The 23915-nt window shown below is 68.1% G+C and carries 18 protein-coding genes; 7 read left to right on the plus strand and 11 right to left on the minus strand.

Annotated features, from left to right (window positions below; translation table 11 throughout):
- The first annotated feature begins 64 nt into the window (after positions 1–64).
- The gene (locus FHS02_RS20350; RefSeq protein WP_229422391.1) at positions 65–856 is read left to right on the plus strand and encodes a DODA-type extradiol aromatic ring-opening family dioxygenase; all 792 of its coding nucleotides are present in this window, start codon (positions 65–67) and stop codon (positions 854–856) included.
- Positions 857–1212: 356 nt separating this feature from the next.
- Here FHS02_RS20350 and ylqF read toward each other — a convergent pair whose 3' ends face one another.
- The gene (gene ylqF / locus FHS02_RS20355; protein WP_137316595.1) at positions 1213–2160 is read right to left on the minus strand and encodes a ribosome biogenesis GTPase YlqF; all 948 of its coding nucleotides are present in this window, start codon (positions 2158–2160) and stop codon (positions 1213–1215) included.
- Between the two features lie 94 nt (positions 2161–2254).
- Here ylqF and FHS02_RS20360 point away from each other — a divergent pair, with 94 nt between their 5' ends.
- Positions 2255–2950: a hypothetical protein gene (locus FHS02_RS20360; RefSeq protein ID WP_137316594.1), complete on the plus strand. Its 696-nt coding sequence runs from the start codon at positions 2255–2257 to the stop codon at positions 2948–2950.
- Between the two features lie 38 nt (positions 2951–2988).
- Here FHS02_RS20360 and FHS02_RS20365 read toward each other — a convergent pair whose 3' ends face one another.
- The gene (locus tag FHS02_RS20365; RefSeq protein ID WP_137316593.1) at positions 2989–3915 is read right to left on the minus strand and encodes a histone deacetylase family protein; all 927 of its coding nucleotides are present in this window, start codon (positions 3913–3915) and stop codon (positions 2989–2991) included.
- Between the two features lie 112 nt (positions 3916–4027).
- Here FHS02_RS20365 and FHS02_RS20370 point away from each other — a divergent pair, with 112 nt between their 5' ends.
- From FHS02_RS20370 to FHS02_RS20390, 5 genes are all read left to right on the plus strand, one after another.
- Complete coding sequence (locus tag FHS02_RS20370; RefSeq protein WP_137316592.1) at positions 4028–4948, plus strand: AAA family ATPase; 921 nt, start codon at positions 4028–4030, stop codon at positions 4946–4948.
- A 2-nt stretch (positions 4949–4950) separates the two neighbouring features.
- A complete protein-coding gene (locus FHS02_RS20375) occupies positions 4951–5928 on the plus strand; it encodes a DUF58 domain-containing protein (RefSeq protein WP_137316591.1) in 978 nt (325 codons plus the stop codon).
- Positions 5925–7928 carry a transglutaminase TgpA family protein gene (locus FHS02_RS20380; protein ID WP_229422390.1) on the plus strand — a complete coding sequence of 668 codons (2004 nt, stop codon included), beginning with the start codon at positions 5925–5927 and terminating at the stop codon, positions 7926–7928. Before FHS02_RS20375 ends, FHS02_RS20380 begins: the two co-directional genes overlap by 4 nt.
- Positions 7925–9103, plus strand: coding sequence for a lytic murein transglycosylase B (gene mltB, locus FHS02_RS20385; RefSeq protein ID WP_137316589.1), 1179 nt, complete (start codon positions 7925–7927; stop codon positions 9101–9103). Before FHS02_RS20380 ends, mltB begins: the two co-directional genes overlap by 4 nt.
- A 455-nt stretch (positions 9104–9558) precedes the next feature.
- Positions 9559–9915: a hypothetical protein gene (locus FHS02_RS20390; RefSeq protein ID WP_137316588.1), complete on the plus strand. Its 357-nt coding sequence runs from the start codon at positions 9559–9561 to the stop codon at positions 9913–9915.
- A 33-nt stretch (positions 9916–9948) separates the two neighbouring features.
- Here FHS02_RS20390 and cysM read toward each other — a convergent pair whose 3' ends face one another.
- The 9 genes from cysM to FHS02_RS20435 form a co-directional block, all read right to left on the minus strand.
- Positions 9949–10851 (minus strand): cysteine synthase CysM, encoded by a 903-nt coding sequence (gene cysM, locus FHS02_RS20395; RefSeq protein WP_137316587.1) that lies wholly within the window; start codon positions 10849–10851, stop codon positions 9949–9951.
- A 126-nt stretch (positions 10852–10977) separates the two neighbouring features.
- The gene (locus tag FHS02_RS20400) at positions 10978–12045 is read right to left on the minus strand and encodes an ABC transporter ATP-binding protein (protein WP_137316586.1); all 1068 of its coding nucleotides are present in this window, start codon (positions 12043–12045) and stop codon (positions 10978–10980) included.
- A 90-nt stretch (positions 12046–12135) separates the two neighbouring features.
- Entirely contained in the window at positions 12136–16053 is a 3918-nt protein-coding gene (locus FHS02_RS20405; RefSeq protein ID WP_137316585.1) for a GH36-type glycosyl hydrolase domain-containing protein, read from the minus strand.
- A gap of 7 nt (positions 16054–16060) precedes the next feature.
- Positions 16061–16240, minus strand: coding sequence for a hypothetical protein (locus tag FHS02_RS20410; RefSeq protein WP_137316584.1), 180 nt, complete (start codon positions 16238–16240; stop codon positions 16061–16063).
- Between the two features lie 80 nt (positions 16241–16320).
- On the minus strand, positions 16321–19464 hold the full coding sequence (locus tag FHS02_RS20415; protein WP_217496862.1) for a discoidin domain-containing protein: 3144 nt from the start codon (positions 19462–19464) through the stop codon (positions 16321–16323).
- Positions 19465–19499: 35 nt separating this feature from the next.
- Positions 19500–20309, minus strand: coding sequence for a carbohydrate ABC transporter permease (locus FHS02_RS20420; RefSeq protein ID WP_137316582.1), 810 nt, complete (start codon positions 20307–20309; stop codon positions 19500–19502).
- The gene (locus FHS02_RS20425; protein WP_137316581.1) at positions 20306–21193 is read right to left on the minus strand and encodes a carbohydrate ABC transporter permease; all 888 of its coding nucleotides are present in this window, start codon (positions 21191–21193) and stop codon (positions 20306–20308) included. The genes FHS02_RS20420 and FHS02_RS20425 overlap by 4 nt, the downstream gene beginning before the upstream one ends.
- Complete coding sequence (locus FHS02_RS20430; RefSeq protein WP_137316580.1) at positions 21190–22470, minus strand: sugar ABC transporter substrate-binding protein; 1281 nt, start codon at positions 22468–22470, stop codon at positions 21190–21192. Before FHS02_RS20430 ends, FHS02_RS20425 begins: the two co-directional genes overlap by 4 nt.
- Before the next feature lie 20 nt (positions 22471–22490).
- Positions 22491–23912, minus strand: a complete 1422-nt coding sequence (locus FHS02_RS20435; protein ID WP_137316579.1) for a glucoamylase family protein — start codon at positions 23910–23912, stop codon at positions 22491–22493.
- Positions 23913–23915 lie beyond the last annotated feature (3 nt).

Here is a 23915-nt window from a genome sequence, read left to right on the forward strand (position 1 = left end):
TCTGGCGGTTGCGGCGGCATGCGGGCGGCCGTATAGTCGTTCCGTTCAAACGATGGAGCCAGGCATGTTGCCCACTTATTTCCTGTCGCACGGCGGCGGCCCGTGGCCGTGGATGAAAACCGAATTCGGCGGCGCGTACGACGTGCTCGACGCTTCGCTGCGCGACATCCCCCGGCAGATCGGCGGCAAACCGAAAGCCGTGCTGGCCGTGACGGCGCACTGGGAGACACCGTCGTTCCAGCTGTCTTCCGACACGCAGCCGGGCATGATCTACGATTACGGCGGCTTCCCGCCGCACACGTACCAGATCCGCTACCCGGCACCCGGCTCGCCGGAACTGGCGGCCCGCGCGCAGGCGCTGCTGGAGGCCGCCGGCATCGGCGCCGGCCAGGATGCGGAACGCGGTTTCGACCACGGCACGTTTTCGGCCATGTACCCGGTATTTCCCGAAGCGGACGTGCCGATCGTGCAACTGTCCCTGCAGCGCGGGCTCGATCCGCTGGCGCACCTGGAAGCGGGCCGCGCGCTGCGTCCGCTACGGGACGAAGGGGTGCTGATCGTCGGCAGCGGGCTCAGTTACCACAACCTGCGCGCCTTCAACGGCGCCGGTGCCGCCGCCTCGCAGCAGTTCGACGTCTGGCTGCGGCAGGCGATGGCGCTGCCGCCGAAGGAACGGGGCATCGCGCTGATGAACTGGGAACGCGCTCCCGCCGCCCGCGCCGCCCATCCGCGCGAAGAACACCTGCTGCCGCTGATGGTGGCGCTGGGCGCCGCAGAGGACGATGCCGCCAGCATGGTCTACCACGAGGACGCATTCATGGGAGCGCTCGCCGTCAGCAGTTTCAGGTTCGGCTGAGCTCGTGTCCCGGTGCCAGGCACGGTGACACGGGCTCGGCTGAGGATTGGACGGCTGAGCTCGTGTCCCGGTGCCAGGCACGGTGACACGGGCTCGGCTGAGGATTGGACGGCTGAGCTCGTGTCCCGGTGCCAGGCACGGTGACACGGGCTCAGCTGAGGAATGGACGGCCGAGCCCGTGTCCCGGTGCCAGGCACGGTGACACGGGCTCGGCTGAGGATTGGACGGCTGAGCTCGTGTCCCGGTGCCAGGCACGAGGACACGGGCTCAGCTGGAAACCCGACGTTTGGTGTCAGACACCTTTTCCGGAAGACTCACCCGGAAAAGGTGTCTGACACCGGTTGTCCCGGCCCTTCCTAGGTGCCCCGCTTGCCCCGCATCCGCTCGGCTTCCTTCTCGGCGGCCTTCGCGGCGGCGGCTTCGGCCTTCACGCGTTCCTGCTCGGCGAACACGGCCAGCGCGGCGGCGCGGCTCTCCGGCGTTTCCAGCGAAATGCGGCCCAGTGCGCCGCTGCGGTAGTCCTGCAGCAGCATGTGCGACGCCTTTTCGTAGTCCCAGTCGCCGCCGCGGACGCGGTAGCCGCGTTTCTGCGCGATGCCCTCGACGACGGCGATGCCGTCCATGCCTTCCGTCTTGTAGCCGTAGCGGGCTGCCAGCAGCTGCGGATAGCGCTTGAGCAGCTCGGCGGCCAGCCATTCGGCCACTTCTTCCTCGATCAGCGCATTGGCGCCGATCGCGTGGCTGGCGGCCAGCGCCAGGCCGTCGCTCGGCATTTCGATCTTCGGCCACAGCAGGCCGGGGGTATCGATGATGGCCGTGTTCATGTCCAGGTAGATCTTCTGCTGGGTCTTCGTCACGGCCGGCTCGTCGCCCACTTTCGCCACGCGGCGTTTCAGCAGCGCGTTCATCAGCGTGGATTTGCCGACGTTCGGGATCCCCATGATCATCATCCGCAGCGGCTTGGTCGGCACGCCCCGGTGCGGCGCCAGCGCGCGCGCCTTGTCGATCACCTTGGCCACGTCGGACGGCTTCTTGGTCGTCATCGCGTACGCGGTCACCGAGCTGTCCTGCTCGAAGTGGCGGATCCACGCGTTGGTCGCGTCCGGATCGGCCAGGTCGATCTTGTTCAGCACCTTCAGGCACGGCTTGGAGCGGAACTTGCGCAGTTCCTCGACCAGCGGATTGGTGCTGGCCTGCGGCAGGCGCGCATCGACGACTTCGATGACGACGTCGACGTCCGCCATCTGTTCGGCCGCCTTTTTCTTGGCGGCGTTCATGTGCCCCGGGAACCATTGAATGGCCATGCTGTTACCTTCTGTCTGTCTGAAACAATCCGCTATTTTACCGGCACTGCCGCTGCTGTTACCATCGGCGTTTTGCCCCACCGTTGTGCGTGCCATGAAATTCCCGCCCTTCTTCCCTGCCTGCCTGGCGTTCGTTGCCATTTCCGCATCGGCGCAACCCGTCGTCGAAGTCAGCAACGTGCGCGACCCGGAACTGAAAGCCTACGCCACGATGGCCAAGGGCCTCGATGCGTTCGACGCCAGCCGCGCGCACGCGCCGCGCGGCACGCTGCGCTTCCTGCTGCGCCCGGCCACCCGCGAGGACAGCCTGGAAGGCCTGGAGCTGAAGATCGTCGGCGAAGCCGTCACGCTGCCGGTCCGGCTCGACGCCGACGGCGGCTTCACGCTGCCGCGCGACACCGCGGCGCTGGACGACAAGGCGGCGCTGGTGCTGAACAAGAAGAAGAATTCGTTCCGCTGGCGCCCGGAAGTGCGCAGCCCCGGCGTGCCGGCCGATGCGCGGCGCCTCGGCGACCTGCGCGTGCAATGCGCGGTGCAGTGGGCGATCGAACAGGAAGACCTGGCACCCCAGGCGCGCGGCGCGCTGTCGGCCAATGGCGGGCCATGCCGCGCGATGACGATGCACATGGGCTTCGATGCGCCGGCGCCGCTGCGCGCGGCGTGGCTGCAGGACGGCGCGCGCCGCGAAGCTATCCCCGTCAGCCGCCATTACCGCCGCGTATTCAATCCGCCGCTGGCCGACCGCTCGTGGAGCGACGACACGCTGGTGCGCTTCGAGTACGCGCGCTGAGCGCATGAACCGCCGCTGCGGCGTGCTCCCCTGCCCGTTCAGATCTCGGCCAGCGCCTTCACGTGCGCGACAACGCTGCGCCCCAGCGCCGACAGGTTGTAGCCGCCCTCCAGGCAGCTGACGATGCGGCCCTGCGCGTAGCGCCTGGCGATGTCCATCACCTGCTGCGTCATCCACGCGTAATCCGCTTCGACCAGGCCCATGCCGGCCAGGTCGTCCTCGCGGTGCGCGTCGAAGCCGGCGGAGATGAAGATCATCTGCGGCCTGAACGCGTGCAACGCCGGCAGCCACTGGTCCTGCACCAGCTGGCGCACCACGTCGCCCTTGGTGCCGGCCGGCACCGGCACGTTGACCCGGTTCGGCGTGACCGGCAGCGGGTCGGTGTACGGATACAGCGGGTGCTGGAAGAAGCTGGCCATCAGCACGCGCGGGTCGTCGCGGAACGCTTCTTCGGTACCGTTGCCATGGTGGACATCGAAATCGACGATCGCCACGCGCTGCAACCCGCGCGCGTCGAGCGCGTGGCGCGCGGCGACCGCCACGTTGTTGAACACGCAAAAGCCCATCGGCACCGACGGCCGCGCATGGTGGCCGGGCGGGCGTACCGCACAGAACGCGTTGTCGATGGCGCCGTCGATGACGGCATCGGTGGCCGCCACCGCCGCGCCCGCGGCGCGCAGCGCGGCCGTGTAGCTGTGGCGGTTCAGCGACGTGTCGCCGTCGATCGGATAATAATCGTCCCCTTCGTGGGGCTGGCTCTGCGCGATGGCGATCGCGTTCGGCGTGTGGTTGCGCGCAATCGCGTCCAGGTCCGCCATCGGTGCTTCGCGGTGGTCGAGCAGGTCGTCGATGTGGGCGTTGATCAGCTGGTCCGCGATGGCTTGCAACCGTGCGGGGCACTCGGGATGCCATTCGCCCATTTCATGACGCAGGCAGTCGGGATGGCTGTAGATGGCTGTGGTCACAGGTTTTTATACTACATCATTCTTTAATGCATCATTCTTCAGCGCAATATGTGATTACGCCGTTTTCGATGCAGGGTAGAATGACCCGCATCAGGGCCAACTATACCAGACCATGTATACGAAATTGCACGCCGTAGCGCGCCAGGTAGGCAGCCTCATCGTCGGCAAAGACGTGCAGATCCGCCAGTCGCTGGCCTGCCTGCTGGCCGGCGGCCACCTGCTGCTGGAAGACGTGCCGGGTGTCGGCAAGACCACGCTGTCGCACGCGCTGGCGCTGTCGCTCGGCCTGCAGTTCAACCGCGTGCAGTTCACCAGCGACCTGCTGCCGGCCGACGTGGCCGGGATTTCCGTCTACGAGCGCGAAAAGAACGGCTTTGCGTTCCACCCGGGGCCGATCTTCACGCAGGTGCTGCTGGCGGACGAGATCAACCGCGCCACGCCGAAGACCCAGTCCGGCCTGCTCGAAGCGATGGAGGAGCGCCAGGTCACGGCCGACGGCGTGACCCGCGCACTGCCCGAGCCGTTCTTCGTGATCGCCACGCAAAACCCCACCCACCAGATCGGCACGTTCCCGCTGCCCGAATCGCAGCTGGACCGCTTCCTGATGTGCATCTCGCTGGGCTACCCCGATCCGGCCGCCGAGCGCGCGCTGCTGATGGGCGAAGACCGCCGCAGCATGCTGAAGTCGCTGGCGCCGGCGATGGCGCCGGCCGAACTGGCGGCCGCGCAGCGCGGCCTGCGTGCCATCCACGCGTCGGCCGCGCTGATCGATTATGTGCATGCCCTGGTGCTGGCCTCGCGCGGCAACGGCTCGTTTGCCGAAGGCCTGAGTCCGCGGGCTGCCCTGGCGCTGCTGCAGGCGGCGCGCGCGTGGGCCGCGCTGGAAGGGCGCGACCACGTGGTGCCGGAAGACGTGCAGGCCGTGCTGGTGCCCGTGTGCGCACACCGCCTGCGGCCCGTGAAATCGAGCCAGGGCGTGGCGCTGGCCAGCCGCGAACTGGTGCTGCAGCTGCAGAAGTCGGTGCCGGTCTAGCGATGCTCGAAGCGTTCTGGCGCCGCGTCTTCCGCTCCGATCGCCGCAAGGCGCGCGACGGCGAAGTGGTGCTGACGCTGCGCCGCGTGTACATCCTGCCGGCCCGCGCCGGGCTGGCATTCGTCGTGCTGCTGGTGCTGATGCTGATCGGCGCCACCAACTATGCGCTGGGCCTGGGCTTCGCGCTGACGTTCCTGGCCGCGTCGTGCGCCATGGCCGACATGGTGCTCACCGTGAAGAACCTGGCCGGCCTGCGCCTGGCCGGCGGCCGCGCCGCCCCCGTGTTCGCCGGCGATGCCGCGCGGTTCGACATCCACCTGCATAACGCCGGCAACGCCGAGCGCTACGCGATCCGCGTGCGCTTCGGCACGGCCGGCGCCGCCGAGCATGCGGCCGACGTGCCGGCGCGCGGCAGCGCCGCCGTGGCGCTGGCCATTCCCGCCCCCGAACGGGGCTGGCTGCGCGCGCCGCGCATCCACCTCGAAACCCGTTTTCCGCTTGGCCTGTTCCGCGCCTGGAGCTGGTGGCAGCCCGACCTGCGTGTGCTGGTCTACCCGCATCCCGAATCGCCGGCGCAGCCATTGCCGGTGCGCGGCGCCGCCAGCGAGGAGGGGCACGGCGAAGTGGGTCTGGATAATTTCGCCGGCATCCGCAGCTACCAGCCGGGCGACCCGATGCGGCAGCTGGCATGGCGGCAGATCGCCCGCCTGGTGCCGGAAGACGGCGGCCACCTCGTCACCAAGCATTTCGAAGGCGGCGCGGTGGCCGAACTGGCGCTCGACTTCGAGCGGCTGCCGGCGCACCTGGGCGTGGAACTGCGCCTGGCGCGCATGACGCGCTGGGTGCTGGACGCCGAACAGCGCGCGCTGCCCTACTCGTTCCGGCTCGGCAGCCTCCGGTACGCGGCGGGCCTGGGCGACGCGCACCGCGCCGCATGCCTGCAGGCGCTGGCGCTGTACGGCCGCGAGGCGGCACCGTGAAGCCGTTGGAGGCCCTCTCCGCCGGGCCGCTCACGCGCGACAAGCAGGATACGCTGCTGCTGGTGGCGGCGGCACTGCTGGTCGTCGCACCGCACTTCGCGCACCTGCCGCCGTGGATCGCCGGCACCGTCTGCGTCACGCTGCTGTGGCGGGTGCTGCTCACGCTGCGCGGCCGCCGGCAGCCGCCCGCCTGGCTGCTGCTGCCGATCGCCCTGATCGCGATGGGCGGCGTGTTCCAGTCCTATGGCGCGCTGCTGGGCCGCGATCCCGGCGTGGCCATGCTGGCGCTGCTGTTCGCCTTCAAATTGCTGGAAATGCACGCCAAGCGCGACCTGTACGTGGTGCTGTTCCTCGGCTTCTTCCTGATGCTGACGAACTTCTTCTACTCGCAGAGCATGCTGACGGGGCTGGCGATGGCCGCCACGCTGGTCGCGCTGCTGACGGTGCAGGTTACGTTCCAGTACACCGGCGCCGTGCCGTCGCTGGGCCGGCGGCTGCGCCTGGCCGGCAAGATGTTCGCGCTGGCGGTGCCGCTGGCGGCAGTGCTGTTCGTGCTGTTCCCCCGCTTCGAAGGCCCGCTGTGGGGCCGGCCGGGGGATGCCCAGGGTCCGCGCAGCGGCCTGTCCGACACGATGGCGCCCGGCACGATGACGAACCTGGCCCTGTCCGAAGACGTGGCGTTCCGCGCGCGCTTCGACGGCGCAGCGCCGGCGCAGAGCCGGCTGTACTGGCGCGGCGTCGTGCTCAGCCACTACGACGGGCGCACGTGGACCCGCATCGGCGGGCGCCTGTACCGCCGCGACGGCGATGCGATGACGCTGCGGGTGGACGGCAAGCCGGCGCCCTACGAAGTCACGCTGGAACCGAGCCAGCAGCGCTGGCTGTTCACGCTGGAACTGACGCCGCCGGCGCTGGAGGTGCCGGGCGAACGGGTCGGCGTTTCCGACGAACTGGAGAGTTTCACGGTGCGGCCGCTGGACCGGCGCGTGCGCTACCGCGCGGCGGCCTACGCCGACTATGCCGTGCAGCCGTCGCTCGATCCCGCGCTGACGGGCAAATGGCTGCAATTGCCCGCCGGCTTCAATCCGAAAGCGCGCGCACTGGCGCGTCGGTTGCGCGAGATGTCCGGCAAGGAAGATGCGCACGTCGTCGCGCATGTGCTGCTGTTGCTGCGCGAGCAGCAGTTCGTCTACACGCTGCAGCCACCGCTGCTCGGGCGCGATTCGATCGATGAATTCCTGTTCGTCACGCGCCAGGGCTTTTGCGAACACTACAGCGGTGCCTTTGTCTTCCTGATGCGGGCCGCCGGCATTCCGGCGCGCGTGGTCACCGGCTACCAGGGTGGCGAACTGAACCCGGTCGATGGCTACATGACGGTGCGCCAGTCCGACGCGCACGCGTGGGCCGAGGTGTGGATGGCCGGCCAGGGCTGGATCCGCGTCGACCCTACCGCCGCGGTCGCGCCGGACCGGGTGCGGCTCGGCATCGGCGGCGCACTGCCGCGCGAAGCCCCGTTCGGCATCGCGGCTTTCCGGAACGACAAGGATTCGTGGCTTGCGCGCCTCCGTTTCCAGGTCAATGCGGCAAATAATGCCTGGAATCAATGGGTGCTGGATTACAATCCGGAACGGCAGCGAAATTTCCTTACGGAACTATCCGAGCTGGCCGGCGACTGGCGCGCGCTGGCCGCGCTACCGGCGCTGCTGGCGCTGGGCTGGCTGTGGCGCCTGCTTCGTGCGCGGCGGCGGCGCGATCCCGTGCAGACTGCGTGGGAACGGTTCGGCATGCTGCTGGCGCGCCACGGCATCGCGCGCACCGCCGACGAGGGGCCGCACAGCCTGGCGCGGCGGGTAGCGGCGCTGGCTTTGCCGGACGAAAAAAAGGCCGCCATGGCCGAATTCCTGGAACTGTATGCAGCGCTGCGCTACCGCGCGCTGGATGACGATGAACGACACCGGTCGGTCCGCCGCCTGGCTAAACTGCTGAGCCTGTCACGATGAAATCCAAGACTCTGGTCACCCTGCTTCTCGCGGCAACCGTTGCCGCCACCTCCCTGCTGCCGGCCGAACTGCTGGCGGCCCCGGCGGAATCCGCCAGAACCAGCAAGGCAAAAAAGGCCAAGCCGGCGAAGAAAGCGAAAAAGAAACCCGCGAAGAAGGCGGCCGCCGCGGCCCCGGTCAGCGACTACTACACGGGCGAGTTCGTCAATTTCGGCCAGTGGAAGGAAGTGCAGGCCTTCCTGGACGACATGGTGGCAAGGCATGGCTTCACGCGCACCGAACTGGATGGCCTGATGGGCAATGTGCGCTACCTCGACTCGGTGGTCCAGCTGGTGAAGCCGGCGCCGCCGGGCAAGCCGAAGAACTGGGCCGTGTACAGCAGCCGTTTCATCGAGCCGATCCGCATCGCCGCCGGGGTGCGTTTCTGGAACGAACACGCCGATACGCTGGCGCGCGCCGAAGCGCTGTACGGCGTGCCGGCCGAGATCCTGGCCGGCGTGATCGGCGTGGAAACGATCTATGGCCGCGACACGGGGCGCTTCCGCGTCGTGGACACGCTGACCACGCTGGCCTTCGCCTACCCGGTGGCGCCGAACCGCGATGCACGGATGGCGTTCTTCCGCGGCGAACTGGAAGCCACGCTGCTGTATGCCCGCCAGACGGGCATCGATCCGCTGTCACTGCAGGGCTCGTTCGCAGGGGCCGTCGGCCTGCCGCAGTTCATGCCCAGCAATATCCTGAAATATGCGGTCGACTTCGACGGCGACGGCCACGTCGACCTGCGCAATTCCCCGGCGGATGCGATCGGCAGCGTGGCGTCGTTCCTCGTCGGCCATGGCTGGCAGCGCGACCAGCCCGGCCCCATCGTCTTCCCCGCGACCGTGTCGCCGGCGCGCGAATGGGAACGCTTTGCCGATGGCAGCCTGGAGGCAAAATTCCGGCCGGAAGACTTGACGGCGGCAGGCGTCGTCCCCACTTCGTCATTACCGCCGGGCATGCTCTATGGCTTGGTGGACTTGCAGAACGGCTCGGAGCCGACTGAATACTGGGTAGCCAGCAATAACTTCTACACGATCACGCAGTACAACCGCAGCTATTTCTATGCGATGTCGGTCGTGGAACTGGGCCGCGCTCTCCGCCTGGCCCGCCAGCCGGTCGCTACCAGCGCGCCGTAAGGCGTGGAAGCACGGTAAAAAGATGCCTTGTGTAAAGATTTTTGATGTAAATATACGTAAGGCAACTTGAGTCGGGCGTTGCTGGAATGTAACGTATCACATTGCTGCCAATACAGTTGCTTCCAATGCAGCACTGGTGATAAGTTTTATATTACACTTAAAATTGTACGATTGACAAAGCCGTGCTTGCTTGACGCTTTTATCTACCACACAAACTACGGTAGAATTCTCTCCAATTGTTGCGATACGACAACGGCGTCATCATTGAGTAATATTTTTTTATTGCTCATGAGTATGAGATTGCATGATGTTGTACAATTGTGTATATATTATGAAACTTGTTATCCCGGAATCGTGTGTCGATCGTTCCTCGGTGAAGAGAAACTTCCAACGCGCAGCATGAGCTCCGAGCGATTCACTTTGCAGAACAAACTTACAGAAGGAACAGACGCATCATGACAAACCAAGTCGGCATTGATATGAACAACGATTCGGACGGCGATGATCTGCTGCAGTACAACCCGAACCGTCTGCTGGATACGCTGATTGAAAACCTGCGTTTGAAAAACGACGCTGCGCTGTCCCGCGCACTCGAGGTGGCACCGCCGGTCATCAGCAAGATCCGTCACCACCGCCTGCCGGTTGGCGCATCGCTGCTGATCCGCATGCACGAGGTGAGCGACCTGTCGATCCGCGACCTGCGCTATCTGATGGGCGATCGCCGCAACAAGTTCCGCATCAGCGACAAGCAGTTCAAGCCGAAGGAAGGCGAAACGCCAGCAGCAAGCAACAACAACAACAGCAACAGCTGATTGTAAAAAAGCCGGGTTACCCCGGCTTTTTTGTTATGCGGGGAACACCCCGGTCGACAGATAGCGGTCGCCCCGGTCGCAGACGATGAACACGATCGTCGCGTTCTCGACCGTTTGCGAGACGCGCAGCGCGATTTCGCACGCGCCGGCCGCCGAGATGCCGCAGAAGATGCCCTCTTCCGCGGCCAGCCGGCGCGCCATCCGCTCGGCCGCGGCCTGCGACACGGATTCGATCTGGTCCACCCTGGCCTTGTCGAAGATCTTCGGCAGGTAGGCTTCCGGCCACTTGCGGATGCCGGGGATCGACGAACCGTCTTCCGGCTGCGCGCCGACGATGCGCACGTCCGGGTTTTGCTCCTTCAGGTATTGCGACACGCCCATGATGGTACCGGTCGTGCCCATCGCCGACACGAAGTGCGTGATCCTGCCTTCGGTGTCGCGCCAGATTTCCGGGCCGGTCGACTCATAGTGGGCGCGCGGATTGTCGCCATTGGCGAACTGGTCGAGGATGATGCCCTTGCCGTCGCGCTGCATCTGCTCGGCCAGGTCGCGGGCATATTCCATGCCGCCCGTTTTCGGCGTCAGCACGATCTGCGCGCCGTACGCGGCCATGCTCTGGCGGCGCTCTTCCGACAGGTTTTCCGGCATCAGCAGCAGCATCTTGTAGCCGCGGATCGCCGCCGCCATCGCCAGCGCGATGCCGGTGTTGCCGCTGGTCGCTTCGATCAGCGTATCGCCCGGCTTGATGTCGCCGCGCTCTTCGGCCCGGCGCAGCATCGACATCGCCGCGCGGTCCTTCACGGAGCCGGCCGGATTGTCGCCTTCCAGCTTGCCCAGGATGATATTGTTGCGCGCCGCCGCTTCGGCGCCCGGCAGGCGTACCAGCTGGACCAGCGGCGTGTTGCCGATCGTATCGGCAATAGTTTTGTATGCCATGCGTTAGCTTCTTTTCTTCACCAAAACAGCCATTCTAGCCCGGTTGCCGCCCGGCCGCTCGCCACTGCCCCGCCGCTGAGCCCGTGTCCTCGTGCCTGGCACCGGGACACGGGCTCAGCAGCAAAGTCAGCGGCGCGCCTTGCCGTCGCTGTCGAACAGGTGCCAGCAGTGCGGTGGGGCGCCGAGGGTGGCGCGCTGGCCCGGGTGCCAGGTGCTGTTGCTGTCGGCGCGGGCGACCAGTGCTTCGCCGGAGCTTTCCGTTTGCAGGTAGACGTAGCTGAAGTCGCCCAGCAGCTCGACGTTCTGCACCACGGCGGGAACACCGTCGCCGCCGGCGGCCAGCACCACGTGCTCGGAACGCAGGCCCAGCGTGACGGGTGCGCCCGCCGCCAGTCCGGCAGCGGCCGGCGGGGCGACGCTGCCGCCGGCCGCCAGTGCGATGGCGCCGTCGCCGTCGGCCGCGCCGCGCAGGAAATTCATTGCCGGAGAGCCCATGAAGCCGGCGACGAACACGTTGTCGGGCCGGTTGTACAGCTCCAGCGGCGCGCCCACCTGCTCGACCTTCCCCCCGCGCAGCACGACGATCCGGTCGGCCAGCGTCATCGCCTCGACCTGGTCGTGCGTCACATAGACCATGGTGCTCTTCAGCGTGCGGTGCAGGTGCTTCAGCTCGATGCGCATCTGCACACGCAGCGCCGCGTCCAGGTTCGACAGCGGTTCGTCGAACAGGAATACTTCCGGATGCCGGACGATCGCGCGGCCGATCGCCACGCGCTGGCGCTGCCCGCCGGACAATTCCTTCGGCTTGCGTTCCAGCAGCGCCTCGATGCGCAGGCTGGCGGCGGCAGCCAGCACCTTGTCGCGGATGGTGGCCGGCGGCGTGCCGGCCAGCTTCAGCGCGAACGCCATGTTCTCGTACACGGTCATGTGCGGATACAGCGCGTAGCTCTGGAACACCATGGCGATGCCGCGCTGCGCCGGCGGCACGTTCGTCATGTCGCGGCCGCCGATCGCGATCGTGCCCTCGTCCGGCCCCTCGAGCCCGCAGATGGTACGCAGCAGCGTCGACTTGCCGCAGCCGGATGGCCCGACGAACACGATGAATTCGCCGTCGGCGATGTCCAGGTCGATCCCGTGCAGGATGGTGGTGTCCGCAAACCGCTTGCGCACGCCGCGAATCTTCAGCTCCGCCATGTGTTTCGCTCCTTGTTTACACGCTTGCGATGTTTTTCCCGTGCATTCCCGTGTATGTATTCCCGTGTATGCAGCATGTATACCCGTGTTTCATGCACTGCCCAGCAAGATCTCGACATCGTGCGACCCGCCATCGCGCATCAGCGGAATCCGCGCGGTGCCATCGGCGACGTTCATTTCCACGCCGTCGAGCGTGACGCCGATCACCTTTGCCGCGCTGCCGTTCGGATTGCGCACGGCGACGCGGCAGGCGCCGCCACCGGGCAGATTGTAGTGCACGTGGAATTCCGGCCAGTCGTCCGGGATGCGCGGTGCGACCACCAGCGTATCGCCGTTCTCGAACGTGCAGCCCAGTACCGATTCCAGGCCCACCCGGAACAGCCAGCCGGACGATCCCGTGTACCACGTCCAGCCGCCGCGGCCCACGTGCGGCGCGGCGCCGTAGATGTCCGCCGCCACCACGTACGGCTCCACCTTGTAGATGTCGGCCGCCGCCGTATCGAGGGCATGGCTGACGGGCGACAGCATGCGCAGCAGCCGTGCCGCGCGGTCGCGGCGCCCCGCTTCGGCCAGCGCCCGCACCGCCCAGCAGGCGGCATGGGTGTACTGGCCGCCGTTTTCGCGCACGCCGGCGACATAGCCCTTGATGTAGCCGGGATCGTGCGGCGTGTCGACGAACGGCGGCGTGAGCAGCCGGATCAGTTTGTCGTCTTCGTCGACCAGCTGCGCCTCCATCGCGTCGAGCGCCTGCCGCGCGCGCTCCGGCGGTGCCGCGCCGGAAATCACCGCCCAGGCCTGCGCCAGCGCGTCGATCCGGCATTCGTCGCTGTCCTTCGAGCCCAGCACGGCGCCATCGTCGTAATAGGCGCGGCGGTACCACTCGCCATCCCAGCCGCCGTCGTTCAGCGCCTGCGCCAGGTGGTTCAGGTACTCGGTGTACATTTTCACGCGCGAGGTATCGCGCCGCCCTTCGCAGAACGGGATGAAGTCGCGCAGGATCCGCATCAGGAAAAAGCCCATCCACACGCTTTCGCCACGCCCTTCGCGGCCGACACGGTTCATGCCGTCGTTCCAGTCGCCCGTGCCCATCAGCGGCAGGCCGTGCGCGCCCTTCGTCAGCGAACGGTCCAGCGCGCGGCAGCAGTGCTCGTAGACGTCGGCGCTGGTGCCGGACTGCGCCGGCGTCAGGTACTCCTCGTCCTCCCCGTCGTCCAGCTGGCGCGCGGTGAGGAACGGCGCCACCTCGTCCAGCACGCCCAGGTCGCCGGTGGTCTTCACGTAGAACGCGGCGATGTACGGCAGCCAGCACAGGTCGTCGGAGAAGCGCGTGCGCAAGCCCTGCTCCATCGGCGCCGGGTGCCACCAGTGCAGCACGTCGCCTTCCTCGAACTGGTGCGCCGCATGCAGCACGATCTGGCTGCGCGCCAGGTCCGGCCGCGCGTAGACCAGCGCCGACGAATCCTGCAGCTGGTCGCGGAAGCCGAAGGCGCCGCCGGACTGGTAGAAGGCCGAGCGGCCCCAGATCCGGCACGACAGGTTCTGGTAAGTGAGCCAGCCGTTCATCACCAGGTCCAGCTCCTTCACCGGCGTCTCGATGCGTACCGCGCCCAGCGTGTCGCGCCAGAAGGCGGTCACCTGCTCGAGCGCGGCCTGCGCGGCGCCCTCCGCGCGGTAGCGCCGGAGCAGTTCCAGCGCGGCGTCACGACCGGCCGTTTCACCCAGCAGGAACACGCAGCTGACGGTCTGGCCCGGCGCCAGGTCGTACACGGCCTGGAACGCGGCGCACGGATCGAGCCCGGCACCGGTGGCGTGGTCCAGCGCCGGCACGGCCAGCGCGGCGGCACGGTGGGTGGCACCATGCCGGCCGAGGAAGGCGGCGCGGTCGGCGGTGAAATGCGTGACCTGCGCGCCGGGCGCCACCACCGCCGCGAACGTGACGCCGTCGGCAAACACGCCGGCCTGCGCGTTCGTGGCCAGGATCGCCTGCACGGTGGCATCGGCACTGGCATGGGTGGACGCGTCGGCAGCCGGTTCGGTGACGACGTAGCGGCTGCTGTCGGCCGGCGTGCCGCCCAGCACGAGGTGCTGGTACGAATACAGCGACACGCGGCGCGGCCGGGCGCCGTCGTTCGTCACCGTCAGCCGCACGATCTTCACCGGGTCGTGGCGCGGCACGAAGATCGTGGTCTGCTGCCGCAGGCCATGGCTGGCATGGTCGAAGCGGCTGTAGCCGAAACCATGCGCCGCCTCGTACGCCGCGGCCGCCGGCACAGGGCCTGGCAGCGGCGACCAGAATTCGCCGGAGTCCTCGTCCCGCAGGTACAGCGCCTCGCCGTGCGGATCGGCAATCGGGTCGTTGTGCCATGGCGTCAGCCGGTGCACGCGGCTGTTGCGGCTCCACGTGTAGCCCGCGCCGCTCTCGCTGACCAGGCAGCCGAAGTTCTCGTTCGAGATGGCGTTGGTCCATGCCAGCGGCGGCCGGTGCAGCCCGTGCGCATGGCGGTCCCAGTCCATGCGGATCACGTATTCGTCGCCGGCCGCGTTGAAGCCGCCATAGCCGTTGAAGCATTGCAGTTCTTCGCGCTGCCCCGGCGGCGCCCAATCCGCTCCCGGCGCAGGAATGCGGCGCGGCGGCGGCACGGCGGCGTGGCCGTCGGGCCGCGACAGCGCGGGCAGCTTGCCGCGCACCACGAGCTGGGCGGTGCGCTCGAACTGCGCCAGGTGGCCGGCCGCGAAATCGGCCGCCTGGCGCACCAGCAGGCCCTGCTCGACGGCGGTGCCGTTGCCATGCTCGTCCAGCACCAGCATGTTCAGGTTCAGGCCCTTGGCCTGCCAGAAGCGCCGCGCCGACAGCAGCGCCTGCAGCATCAGGTCGTCCGGCCCGGCGCTGTGCACGACGGCCAGCCGGCCGCCCGGCAGCCCGTACTGTCCGGCATCGGCCGGATCCGGCGCTGCCGGTCCGGCTGCCGTTCCGGCCGCACCGGCATGCACCGACGACTGCCCGTACAGCACGGCGGCCGCCATCTGGTGGTAGTACTCGGCCTGCGCGCCCGGCAGGCCGACCTGCCCGAGCAGTACCGTCTCGCGCAGTTGCGCGTCGCCTAGGATGGCGGGAACGCTCATGTCCGGCAGCGCGGCGGCAAGCGCCAGCGCGTCGGCACGGGTGGGCGCGGTGCCCAGCATGAACACCAGCCGGGCCTGTTCGCCGACGCCCAGCGCCAGCGTGCGGCGCAAGGCCATTGCCGGATCGAGCACGTTGCCGGCGGTGCCGGCCAGCGTGTCCCGGTCGATACCCTGCGGATGCCAGGCGCCCCGGCCACGGCCCAGGAAGCTGGCCCGGTCGGTGTCGAACTGCGGCTCGCTGCCGCCCAGCGCGGCATTGACCATCCACAGCCCGGATTCATTGGCGCCGCGCGGGCGGCGGTGCGCCAGCAATGCGCCGGTGGCCGCATCGTGCTCGGTCTGCACGAACAGCTTGGAGAACGCCGGATGCGCCGCTTCGTCGGCCTGACGGGCCAGCACCACCTCCAGGTAGCCGGTCAGCTCGATCAGCCGCGAGCGGCCCGACAGGTTCGTGACGACGATGCTGCGCAGTTCCACGTCCTTGTCTGGGTGGACCACCACTTCCATGTGGGCGAGGATGCCGTGGGCCGACACTTCCAGCCACATGCTGGCAAGGCCGGCGCCGGCGGCGCGCTGCAGGTCGGGATCGTGCCCGGCGGCGCACGGCTGCGCGCCGATCGAGAACAAATCGTGCGTCTCGGCGTCGCGCAGGTAGAAGAACCACCCTTCGGCATCGGCGACGCGGTCGCCGTTCCAGCGTGTCAGCGCAATGTCGCCCGCGCGCGTGAAACCGCTGCCGGACTCGGTGATCAGCGTGGTCAGCCTTCCATTCGACAGCAGCCGAGCGTTGGGCTGCAGATGCGTGGGCTGCAGAGCCGACGGCCGCATGGGGGCCCCGTTCACGTGGGTGCCGGCCGGCGCGGCGGACTGGGTAGCGGTTGCCATGGTGTTCTCACTCCTTGTCGTTCAGGCCGGCACGACGGGCGGCGGCCATGTTCGCATACGGCAGCGACCATACCATGTCGCCACGCGCGTTGACGCCCTGCTCGGCCGCGAGTCCATTCGCGCACCGGTGGGTGGCGACGGCGGCGCACGTATGGCGGCTGGCGGAAGGCCGGGCGGGTTTGCTCATTGTTGCGCGCTTTCTTGCGTTCATTGTTGCGTTCATCCTTGCACTCATGGTGCCGCTCATTGCATCCTTCATTGCATCGCTCATTGCGTCAGTGCCTCGGTTGGAAACTGGATGGTGACAGTGGCCGGCAGCTTGCGGATCGTGACGGCGCCGCCGGCAAGCGGCACCGGCCTGCCGTTCAGCCGCGCAGCACCCGGCTGGCCGGCAAACGGCCAGCGCAGCACGATGCCGCCCGGGGGAATCGCCAGCCCGGCCTCGACGTGCAAGGCCAGTTGCCCATCGGCGCGGCGCAGGCGGTAGCTGAGCGCTCCGTACGGCGTGCGCAGGCCGCGGATGGCGATGCCGTCGCCATTGAGCCACGCGGCCGGAATGCCTTCGGCCAGCAGCAGCGCATGTTCCGGTTCGCGTTCATAGGCGAACGCGTCCAGCGCGGCGCGCATGAAATCGGACGAGATCCAGCCATGCGGCATGTCGCCCAGGAAGCGCGGCTTGCGCGGCTCGCGGCCGACCACTTCGGCCCACTGGTTCCACGCGCGCGGGCGCTGGTCGGCATAGAAGTAATCCAGCAGTTCGTGCGCCCTGTCGCGCCAGCCCAGCCGCACGAACGCGCTGACGTTGCGCAGCTCGTACGGCGTGTAGTCTTCCCACGGCTTGCTGCCGCTGCGCCGAGCAGTGAAGAAATCCCAGTACCGGCGATAGGTGTTCTCGAGCAGCCTGCGCGGCATGCGCTGCTGTTCGCCGCCCGGGGTCAGGGCGATCGTCGTCGAGGTCGGATCGAAGTCACCCAGTTCGGCCGCGCCGGGCAGGTAATCGATGCCGTGCTGCCGCGTGGCGGCGGCCAGCGAGGCGTACAGGTCGCGGTGGAATTCGTCGCGCTGCCGCGCCAGCCGGCGCGCGTCGGCCCGCCGGCCCAGCGCCTCGGCGATCGTCACCGCATCCTTGTAGCCGCGCAGCGCCCAGAAATCGTCCCAGTACGAGTGCATCGGCTTTTCCGAGTAGCCCTCGTGGCTGATCGAGGCCGGCATCAGGCCGTACAGCGGCGTGCCCTGTTGGGCCGCGGTACGCTCGGACTGGCGCAGCGTTTCCATGTAGCGCGCGGCTGCCGCCACCCGCGGCCAGGCGGCCCGCAGCGCCGCCCTGTCGCGCGTGTAGCGGTACAGCTCTGCGGCCAGGAAGATCAGCTCGCCCTGGCTGTCGTTTTCCGGTACCGGGTCGGCGCCCCGGTGGTCGACGCAGCACGGCACCTTGCCGTTGTCGAACTGGTACGGCGCATACCAGCGCAGGTAATCGGCGGCGATCTCCGGCAGGCCCATGCGCAGCAGCGCCTCGGACATCATCGCGCCGTCGCGGATCCACGAGCGCAGGTAGGAGCGCGTGCCGGGCTGGATCGCGGCGCCGTCGCGCGTCATCAGGATATGCGCCAGCGACGAGCGCAGCGTGTCCGCCATGTGCTGCCCCGCCGGCGGCACCTGCAATTCCACCTGGTTCAGGCGGGCGCGCCACGTGTCGGCCACCTCCACCATCGCGCGGTCCAGCCAGGCAATATCCATGGCTGAGCCCGTGTCACCGTGCCTGGCACCGGGACACGGGCTCGACAGTGGTACCAGCATGCCGATCACGGCACTGCCGCGCGCCGGCAATTGCACTTTCCAGCGCAGCGCGCCCGAGGCCATGCCGGTGTCGTCGCGCACGGCGCGGGCGCCAAGGGCACCTTCGCCGCGCTCCTCATACGGCAGCAGGCCCGCATCGAACGACGACAGCGCCACCGCATCGGGCGCGCGCAGCGGGATGAAGCACCGGGTGCCGACGGCCAGCGCGCCGCCATCCCATGCGATGTCGCGGATCGGCGCGAAGCCGCCCGGCGTGTTGAGGAACTGGCGTGGCGCATTGACCTGGAACGGCCGCGCGGCCAGCACCAGCTCCATTGCCTGCGGCACGTCCTGCAGGTTGCGCAATTCGTAGCGGGCCAGCAGTTGCGACGACTCGGGCGTGCCGGCCGCCGCCGCGGTCGTCGTCAGCGTCCAGCCGGCCGTGCGCCAGTGCACCGACGGGATCGGCAGGTAACCGTCCCGCAGCGATTGCGTCACCTCGGCATCGGCCCAGCCGTGCATTTTTCCGCCGGCCAGCACGAACGGTTCCAGCGCCGGGCTGGCGCGCGCCGGTTCGATCGCGCCATCCTCGGACAGCAAGGCGCTGTGGCGCGCGCCGCCGTCGACGCCCACCAGCGTCCAATACGGCTGCTGGCCGGAGAAGCCGCGCGGATAGTGACCCTTCGGCGCGGCGGCGGCCAGTGCGTCGATGAAATCGTTCGGCGCGGCGCCGAAGGCGAGATCCTTCAGTTCCATTTCCGCCAGCGCGTAGCTTTCCGCCGGGCCGCCCTGCAGCAGCAGCCGGATATAGCGCGCTTCCGACTCCGCCAGCAGCAGCGCATCGCTGCCGCCGTTGCCGTCGCGGACGCTGCGCACGGCCTGCCACACCTGCCCGTCCGTGGACAGCGCCACATCGTAGCGGCTGGCATGGCGCCCCGGCCGCCAGTGCAGCACCAGGCCGCCGAACTCGCGCACCGCGCCCAGGTCCACCGTCAGTTGCTGCCGGCCGGCGCCGCCGATCCAGGCCGTATCGCGCCTGCCGTCCACCGCCAGCGCGGCCGGGGCGTCCGATGCGCTGGCCTCCGCGCGTGGAATTGGCCACGTGGAGGGCGGCGGCGGCAACGCCCGCAGCGCCAGCTCGTCGATGAAGATGGCGCCCTTGCCGCCGCTGCCGGCGCTGACGACGAATTCGATCCGGTCCGCGCGCCGCAGCGTGCGGTCCTTCGCCGGTCCCCACGCAAAGGCCACCTGCCGCTTCTTGAAGCGCACCTGCTTCCAGTCGCCGGGAAAGACGTAGTCGGGCAGCCGGTACCACCACACGTTGTCGCCGGAAGCGTCGGTCAGCTTGAACTCCAGATGGTTGCTGGGCGCCTCGGCCTTGACCATGAACGAGATCTCGTAGTTGTCGGGCAGGTCCAGCGGCAGCGCGCGGCGCGCAAACGCGTAGCCACCCTTGCCGGCAAAGTCGAAGTCGAGGCGCAGCGCCTGGCCGCTGAACCCGGGCACGGAAGCCGCCGTGGCGGACACGCCATCGGACGCTTGCGCCTGCCATGGTTGCAGCGTCTCGAAGCCGTCGAGAAGCTGCTGTGCCCCCGCCAGCGCCGGCATCAGCGCAGTTGCCAGCGCGGTTGCCAACGCAGTTACCAACCTCCTTGCCCCAATCGATGTCCTCATCCCTTCACGCTCCCCACCAGCAGACCCTGGATGTAGTAGCGCTGCAAGCCCAGGAACAGCAGCAGCACCGGCGCGATGGTCAGCACGGAACCGGCCATCATCAGTTCGTTGTCCTGCACGTGCTCGCGCGACAGCGAGGCCAGCGCCACCGGCAGCGTATACAGCTCCTTGTCGGTCAGCACGATCAGCGGCCACATGAAGTCGTTCCATGTGCCGAGGAAGGTGAAGATCGCCAGTGTCACGAGGATCGGCGCCAGCAGCGGCAGCACGATCGAGCGGAAGATGCGCCACTCGCCCGCCCCGTCCATGCGCGCCGCTTCGAGCAGCGCGTCGGGAATCGTCAGCGCGTACTGGCGCACCAGGAAGATGCCGAACACGGAGGCCAGCGCAGGGACCAGCACGGCGCCATACGTGTTGACGAGGCCCAGCTGCTTCAAAAGCAGGAAGAGCGGCAGCATCGCCACCTGGGCGGGGACGACCAGGGCGCCGAGCAGCGTGCGGAAGATGCGCTCGCGCCCCGCGAAGCGCAGCTTGGCGAACGCATAGCCGGCACTGACGTTGAACATCAGCGACAGCAGCGTGGCGCCGCTGGACAGCAGCAGGCTGTTGAACAGGTAGCGCCCGATGCCGGCATGGGCGAACAGTTCCCGGTAGTTCGCCAGCGTGGCCTCGGCCGGCAGCAGCGGCGGCGGGAAGGCGCTGGCTTCGCCGGGCCGCATCAGCGACACGGATACCATCCACACCAGCGGGAACACGGCCAGCAGGCCGGCCAGCACCATTACGCCATTGAGCAGGAGCTTCTTCATGCGTCGATCCCCCTGGCCACGCGCAGCTGCAGCAGCGTAATGGTGAACATGATCGCGAACAGCACGAAGGCCACCGCCGATGCCACGCCCAGGTTCCACCACTTGAAGCCCTGCTCGTACATGAAGTACAGCACGCTGACGGTACTTTGCACGGGACCGCCCTGCGTCATCACATACGGTTCGGCAAACAGCTGGAAGTAGCCGGACATCGACAGGATGCTGACCATCAGCAGCGTGGGGCCCAGCATCGGCCACGTGACCCAGCGGAACTTCGACCACGTGCCGGCGCCATCCAGGTCGGCCGCTTCGTACAGGTCCGACGGGATGCTCTGCAGGCCGGCCAGCAGGATGATCATGTTGTAGCCGAAGTTCTTCCAGACGGCGAACAGGATGATGGCCGGCATCGCCCAGTCCGGATCGCCCAGCCAGTCCACGGGCTCATTGATTGGCACAATGCCGAACCACGACAGCGCATAGTTCAGCATGCCGTAGCGGGTGTGCAGCACGTAGCGCCAGATGACGGCGACGGCGACCAGCGACGTCACCACCGGTGCGAAATAAGCGGTGCGGAACAGGCCCTTCAGCACCGTGACGCGCGAGTTCAGCAACAGTGCCGCGCCCAGCGACGCGGCGATCGACAGCGGCACGCCGACGATCACAAAGTAGAACGTATTGCCCAGCGCGCGCCAGAACAGCGGCGTTTGCAGCAGTTCGATGTAGTTGCGCAGGCCGACGAAGCGCAGGTTTCCGAGATCGGCCAGCGCATAGATGTCGAAATCGGTCAGGCTCATCGCCAGCGCGGCGGCCACCGGCAGGAAGAAGAACACGCCAATCGCCAGCAGCGCCGGCGCCACGAAGCACCATGCCGCCTTTTGCACGTTCATGGCCGCGCCTCCCGGGCCAGCATCCAGCGCCGCTTTTCCAGGATGCGGTCGGTCGTTGCATCGAGCGCGGCGGCGGCGGCGTCCACGCCGATGTCGCCGTGCGCCACCCGTTCGCCCATGACGCGCAGCTCGGCCAGGATGCTTTCCCATTCCGGCACACGCGGCTCCGGGCGCACGTTTTCCAGCTGCGCCCGGAATGCCCGTGCCGGCGGATCGCCGGCCAGGCGCGGATCGCTCCAGTTGGCGCGGCGCGGCGGCAGGTTGCCGGTCAGCGCGTTGAACTTCGCGGCGGTGTCCACCTGCGACAGGTATTCGACCAGCTGCCACGCCGCTTCCTTGTGGGGCGAGCTGCTGGCCACCGCCAGGCTGGCACCGCCGGCCAGCGATGCGGCGGGGCCATGCGGCCCGGGCATCAGCGCGGTCGCCCATGTATGCTGCCGGTCCGGCGCCACGCGGCGGCGGAATTCGCCGATATTCCACGGGCCGGAAATGTAGAACGACACGTACTCGGTGCTGAACTCGTGGTAGATGTTCGACACCCGCTCCATCGGCGCCAGCCCCTCGCGGTACATGTCCGCATACAGTTGCAGCGCGCGGCGGAACGACGCACTGCGGAAGTTGCCGTAGCGGCCGCCGTCGCGCAGCAGCTCTTCCGGCTGCTGCAGCGCGAGCACCAGCAGCGGCGCGAATTCCTCGTGCGGCAGCAGGATCACGTACTTGTCCGGACCCACGATCTTTTTCACGGCGCGCATCGCCGCCATCCAGCCCTCCCACGTGGCCGGCATGCGCGCATAACCTGCGCGCTTCAGCAGCTCGCGGTTATAGAACATCACGCGGGTGTCGACGTACCACGGCACGCCGTACAGCCGGCCATCGATCACGTTGGTCTGCCAGATGCCCGCGAAGTAGTCCCGCGGGTCCAGCGTGGGCGAAGCGGCCACCCGCGCATCGAGCGGCTCGATGGCCTTCAGTGCCGCCAGTTCGGCCACCCACGTATTACCAAGCTGGAACAGGTCCGGCATCGCATCGCCGGCAAACGCCGTCAGCAGCTTTTCATGCGCGGCGGTCCACGGCAACTGCTGCACGGCCACTTTCACCCCCGGGTGCTGGCGCTCGAATTCGGGAATCAGCGCGGCGACCACTTCGCCCTCGCGCCCCATCGCCCAGAATTTCAGTACCGTGGCGCCATCGCCGGCCGTGCGCGTGCACGCCGGCAGGCCGGCGGCCATGCCCGCGGCCATCAGGCCGCGCAACGCGGTACGGCGGCCTTCGTTCACTGGTCCATTCACTGGTCCTTTCACTTGCTCAGCCACCCGCCCGTGAAGCCGGCACGGATCAGGCCCGTGCGGATGGCGGGATTGGTGCGCATCACGCGCCAGACGAATTCGTTGCGGTGGTTTTCCGTCATCGCCAGGATCGGGCCCTGGTCGATGCCGAGATAGTCGCCGGCCACCCAGCCCTTGCCCGGCACCATCTTGCCGTGCTGGAGCTGCGTGTCGAACGTGAAGCTGGGATTGAACGCATCGAGGAAGCCGTAGCGGCCGTAGATGAAGTCGCCGTAGCGCTCCTTCATCGCCACCACGGCGGGGATCGTGATTTCCGGCGCGAACGGCAGCGCGCCCGCCACGGCGGTCGGCGCCAGCGTGCAGTCGTCGTAATGCTGCAAGCCGCCCATGCCGCGCGCCGCGTAGCTACGGAACGGAATTCGCTGTCCCTGCCATGCGAAGGTCTTGTCGACCGGACCGTCGCTGGCCGTCAGGCCCCACGCGTCGCCGCCGTAGCCCCTGCACTGCAGCGGGTTGGCGATCGCGTAGTCGCGCTGCGCGTAGGTAGCGCGGCGGCTGTTTTCAAAGTAGTCGAAACCCTTGTATTTTTCGTTCACCTTGCGCATGTAGTCGTCGCGGATGCCCCGGAAGTCGATCCACACGTGGCTGTACTGGTGCACGAACAGCGACGGGAACGTCAGGTGCGGCTGGGACTCGGCGCCATACGGCGGCGCGGCCCAGCTGCGTTCGTAGGTGCTGGTCCACGCCTTCCACGCTTCAGGCCCCAGCGCGTGTTCCGGCCTGGGCGACCCCAGCGCCAGCACGTACAGCAGCATCGCTTCGTTGTAGCCCTTCCAGTCGTACTGGATGAAGCCCTCTTCCGGGCGCCAGCCCAGCGACACGGCCGGCGCATTGGCCGCGGCCCACTTCCAGTCGACGCGTGCATAGATCTCGGCGGCCAGCCGGCGAATTTCGACTTCTTCCGCCTCCTCGCGGTCGAAGTAGGATTGCGCGAACAGCGCGCCGGCCAGGAACAGCGCCGTGTCGATCGTCGACAGTTCCACATTGCCGTAGCGCTGGCCGGTCTGCATGTCGAGGAAGTGGTAGAAGAAGCCCTTGTGGCCGGCCATCCCCGTCCTGGCGTCGCCCTGCGGCGCGTTGCGGAAGAAGCGCAGCGTGGCCAGCGTGCGCTCGCGCGCCTGGGCCCGCGTGATGTAGCCCCGCTCGACACCGATCGGGTACGCCGTCAGCCCGAAGCCGACGGCGGCCACGCTGGAAAACGAGGGCGTCGGATGGCGGTCGGGCACCAGTCCGTTGGCCGGGTTCGCGGTCTCCCAGAAGAAGCGGAAGGTGCGCTCCTGCAGGTCGTCGAACAGCGGCGGCAGGGTATTGACGGCGCCCGCGGGCGCGGCAAGCACGCTGGCCAGCGCCAGCGCGGCGAATGGGCGGCGCATCGT

The sequence above is a fragment of the Pseudoduganella umbonata genome, from assembly GCF_014192225.1.
Classification (GTDB): domain Bacteria; phylum Pseudomonadota; class Gammaproteobacteria; order Burkholderiales; family Burkholderiaceae_D; genus Rugamonas; species Rugamonas umbonata.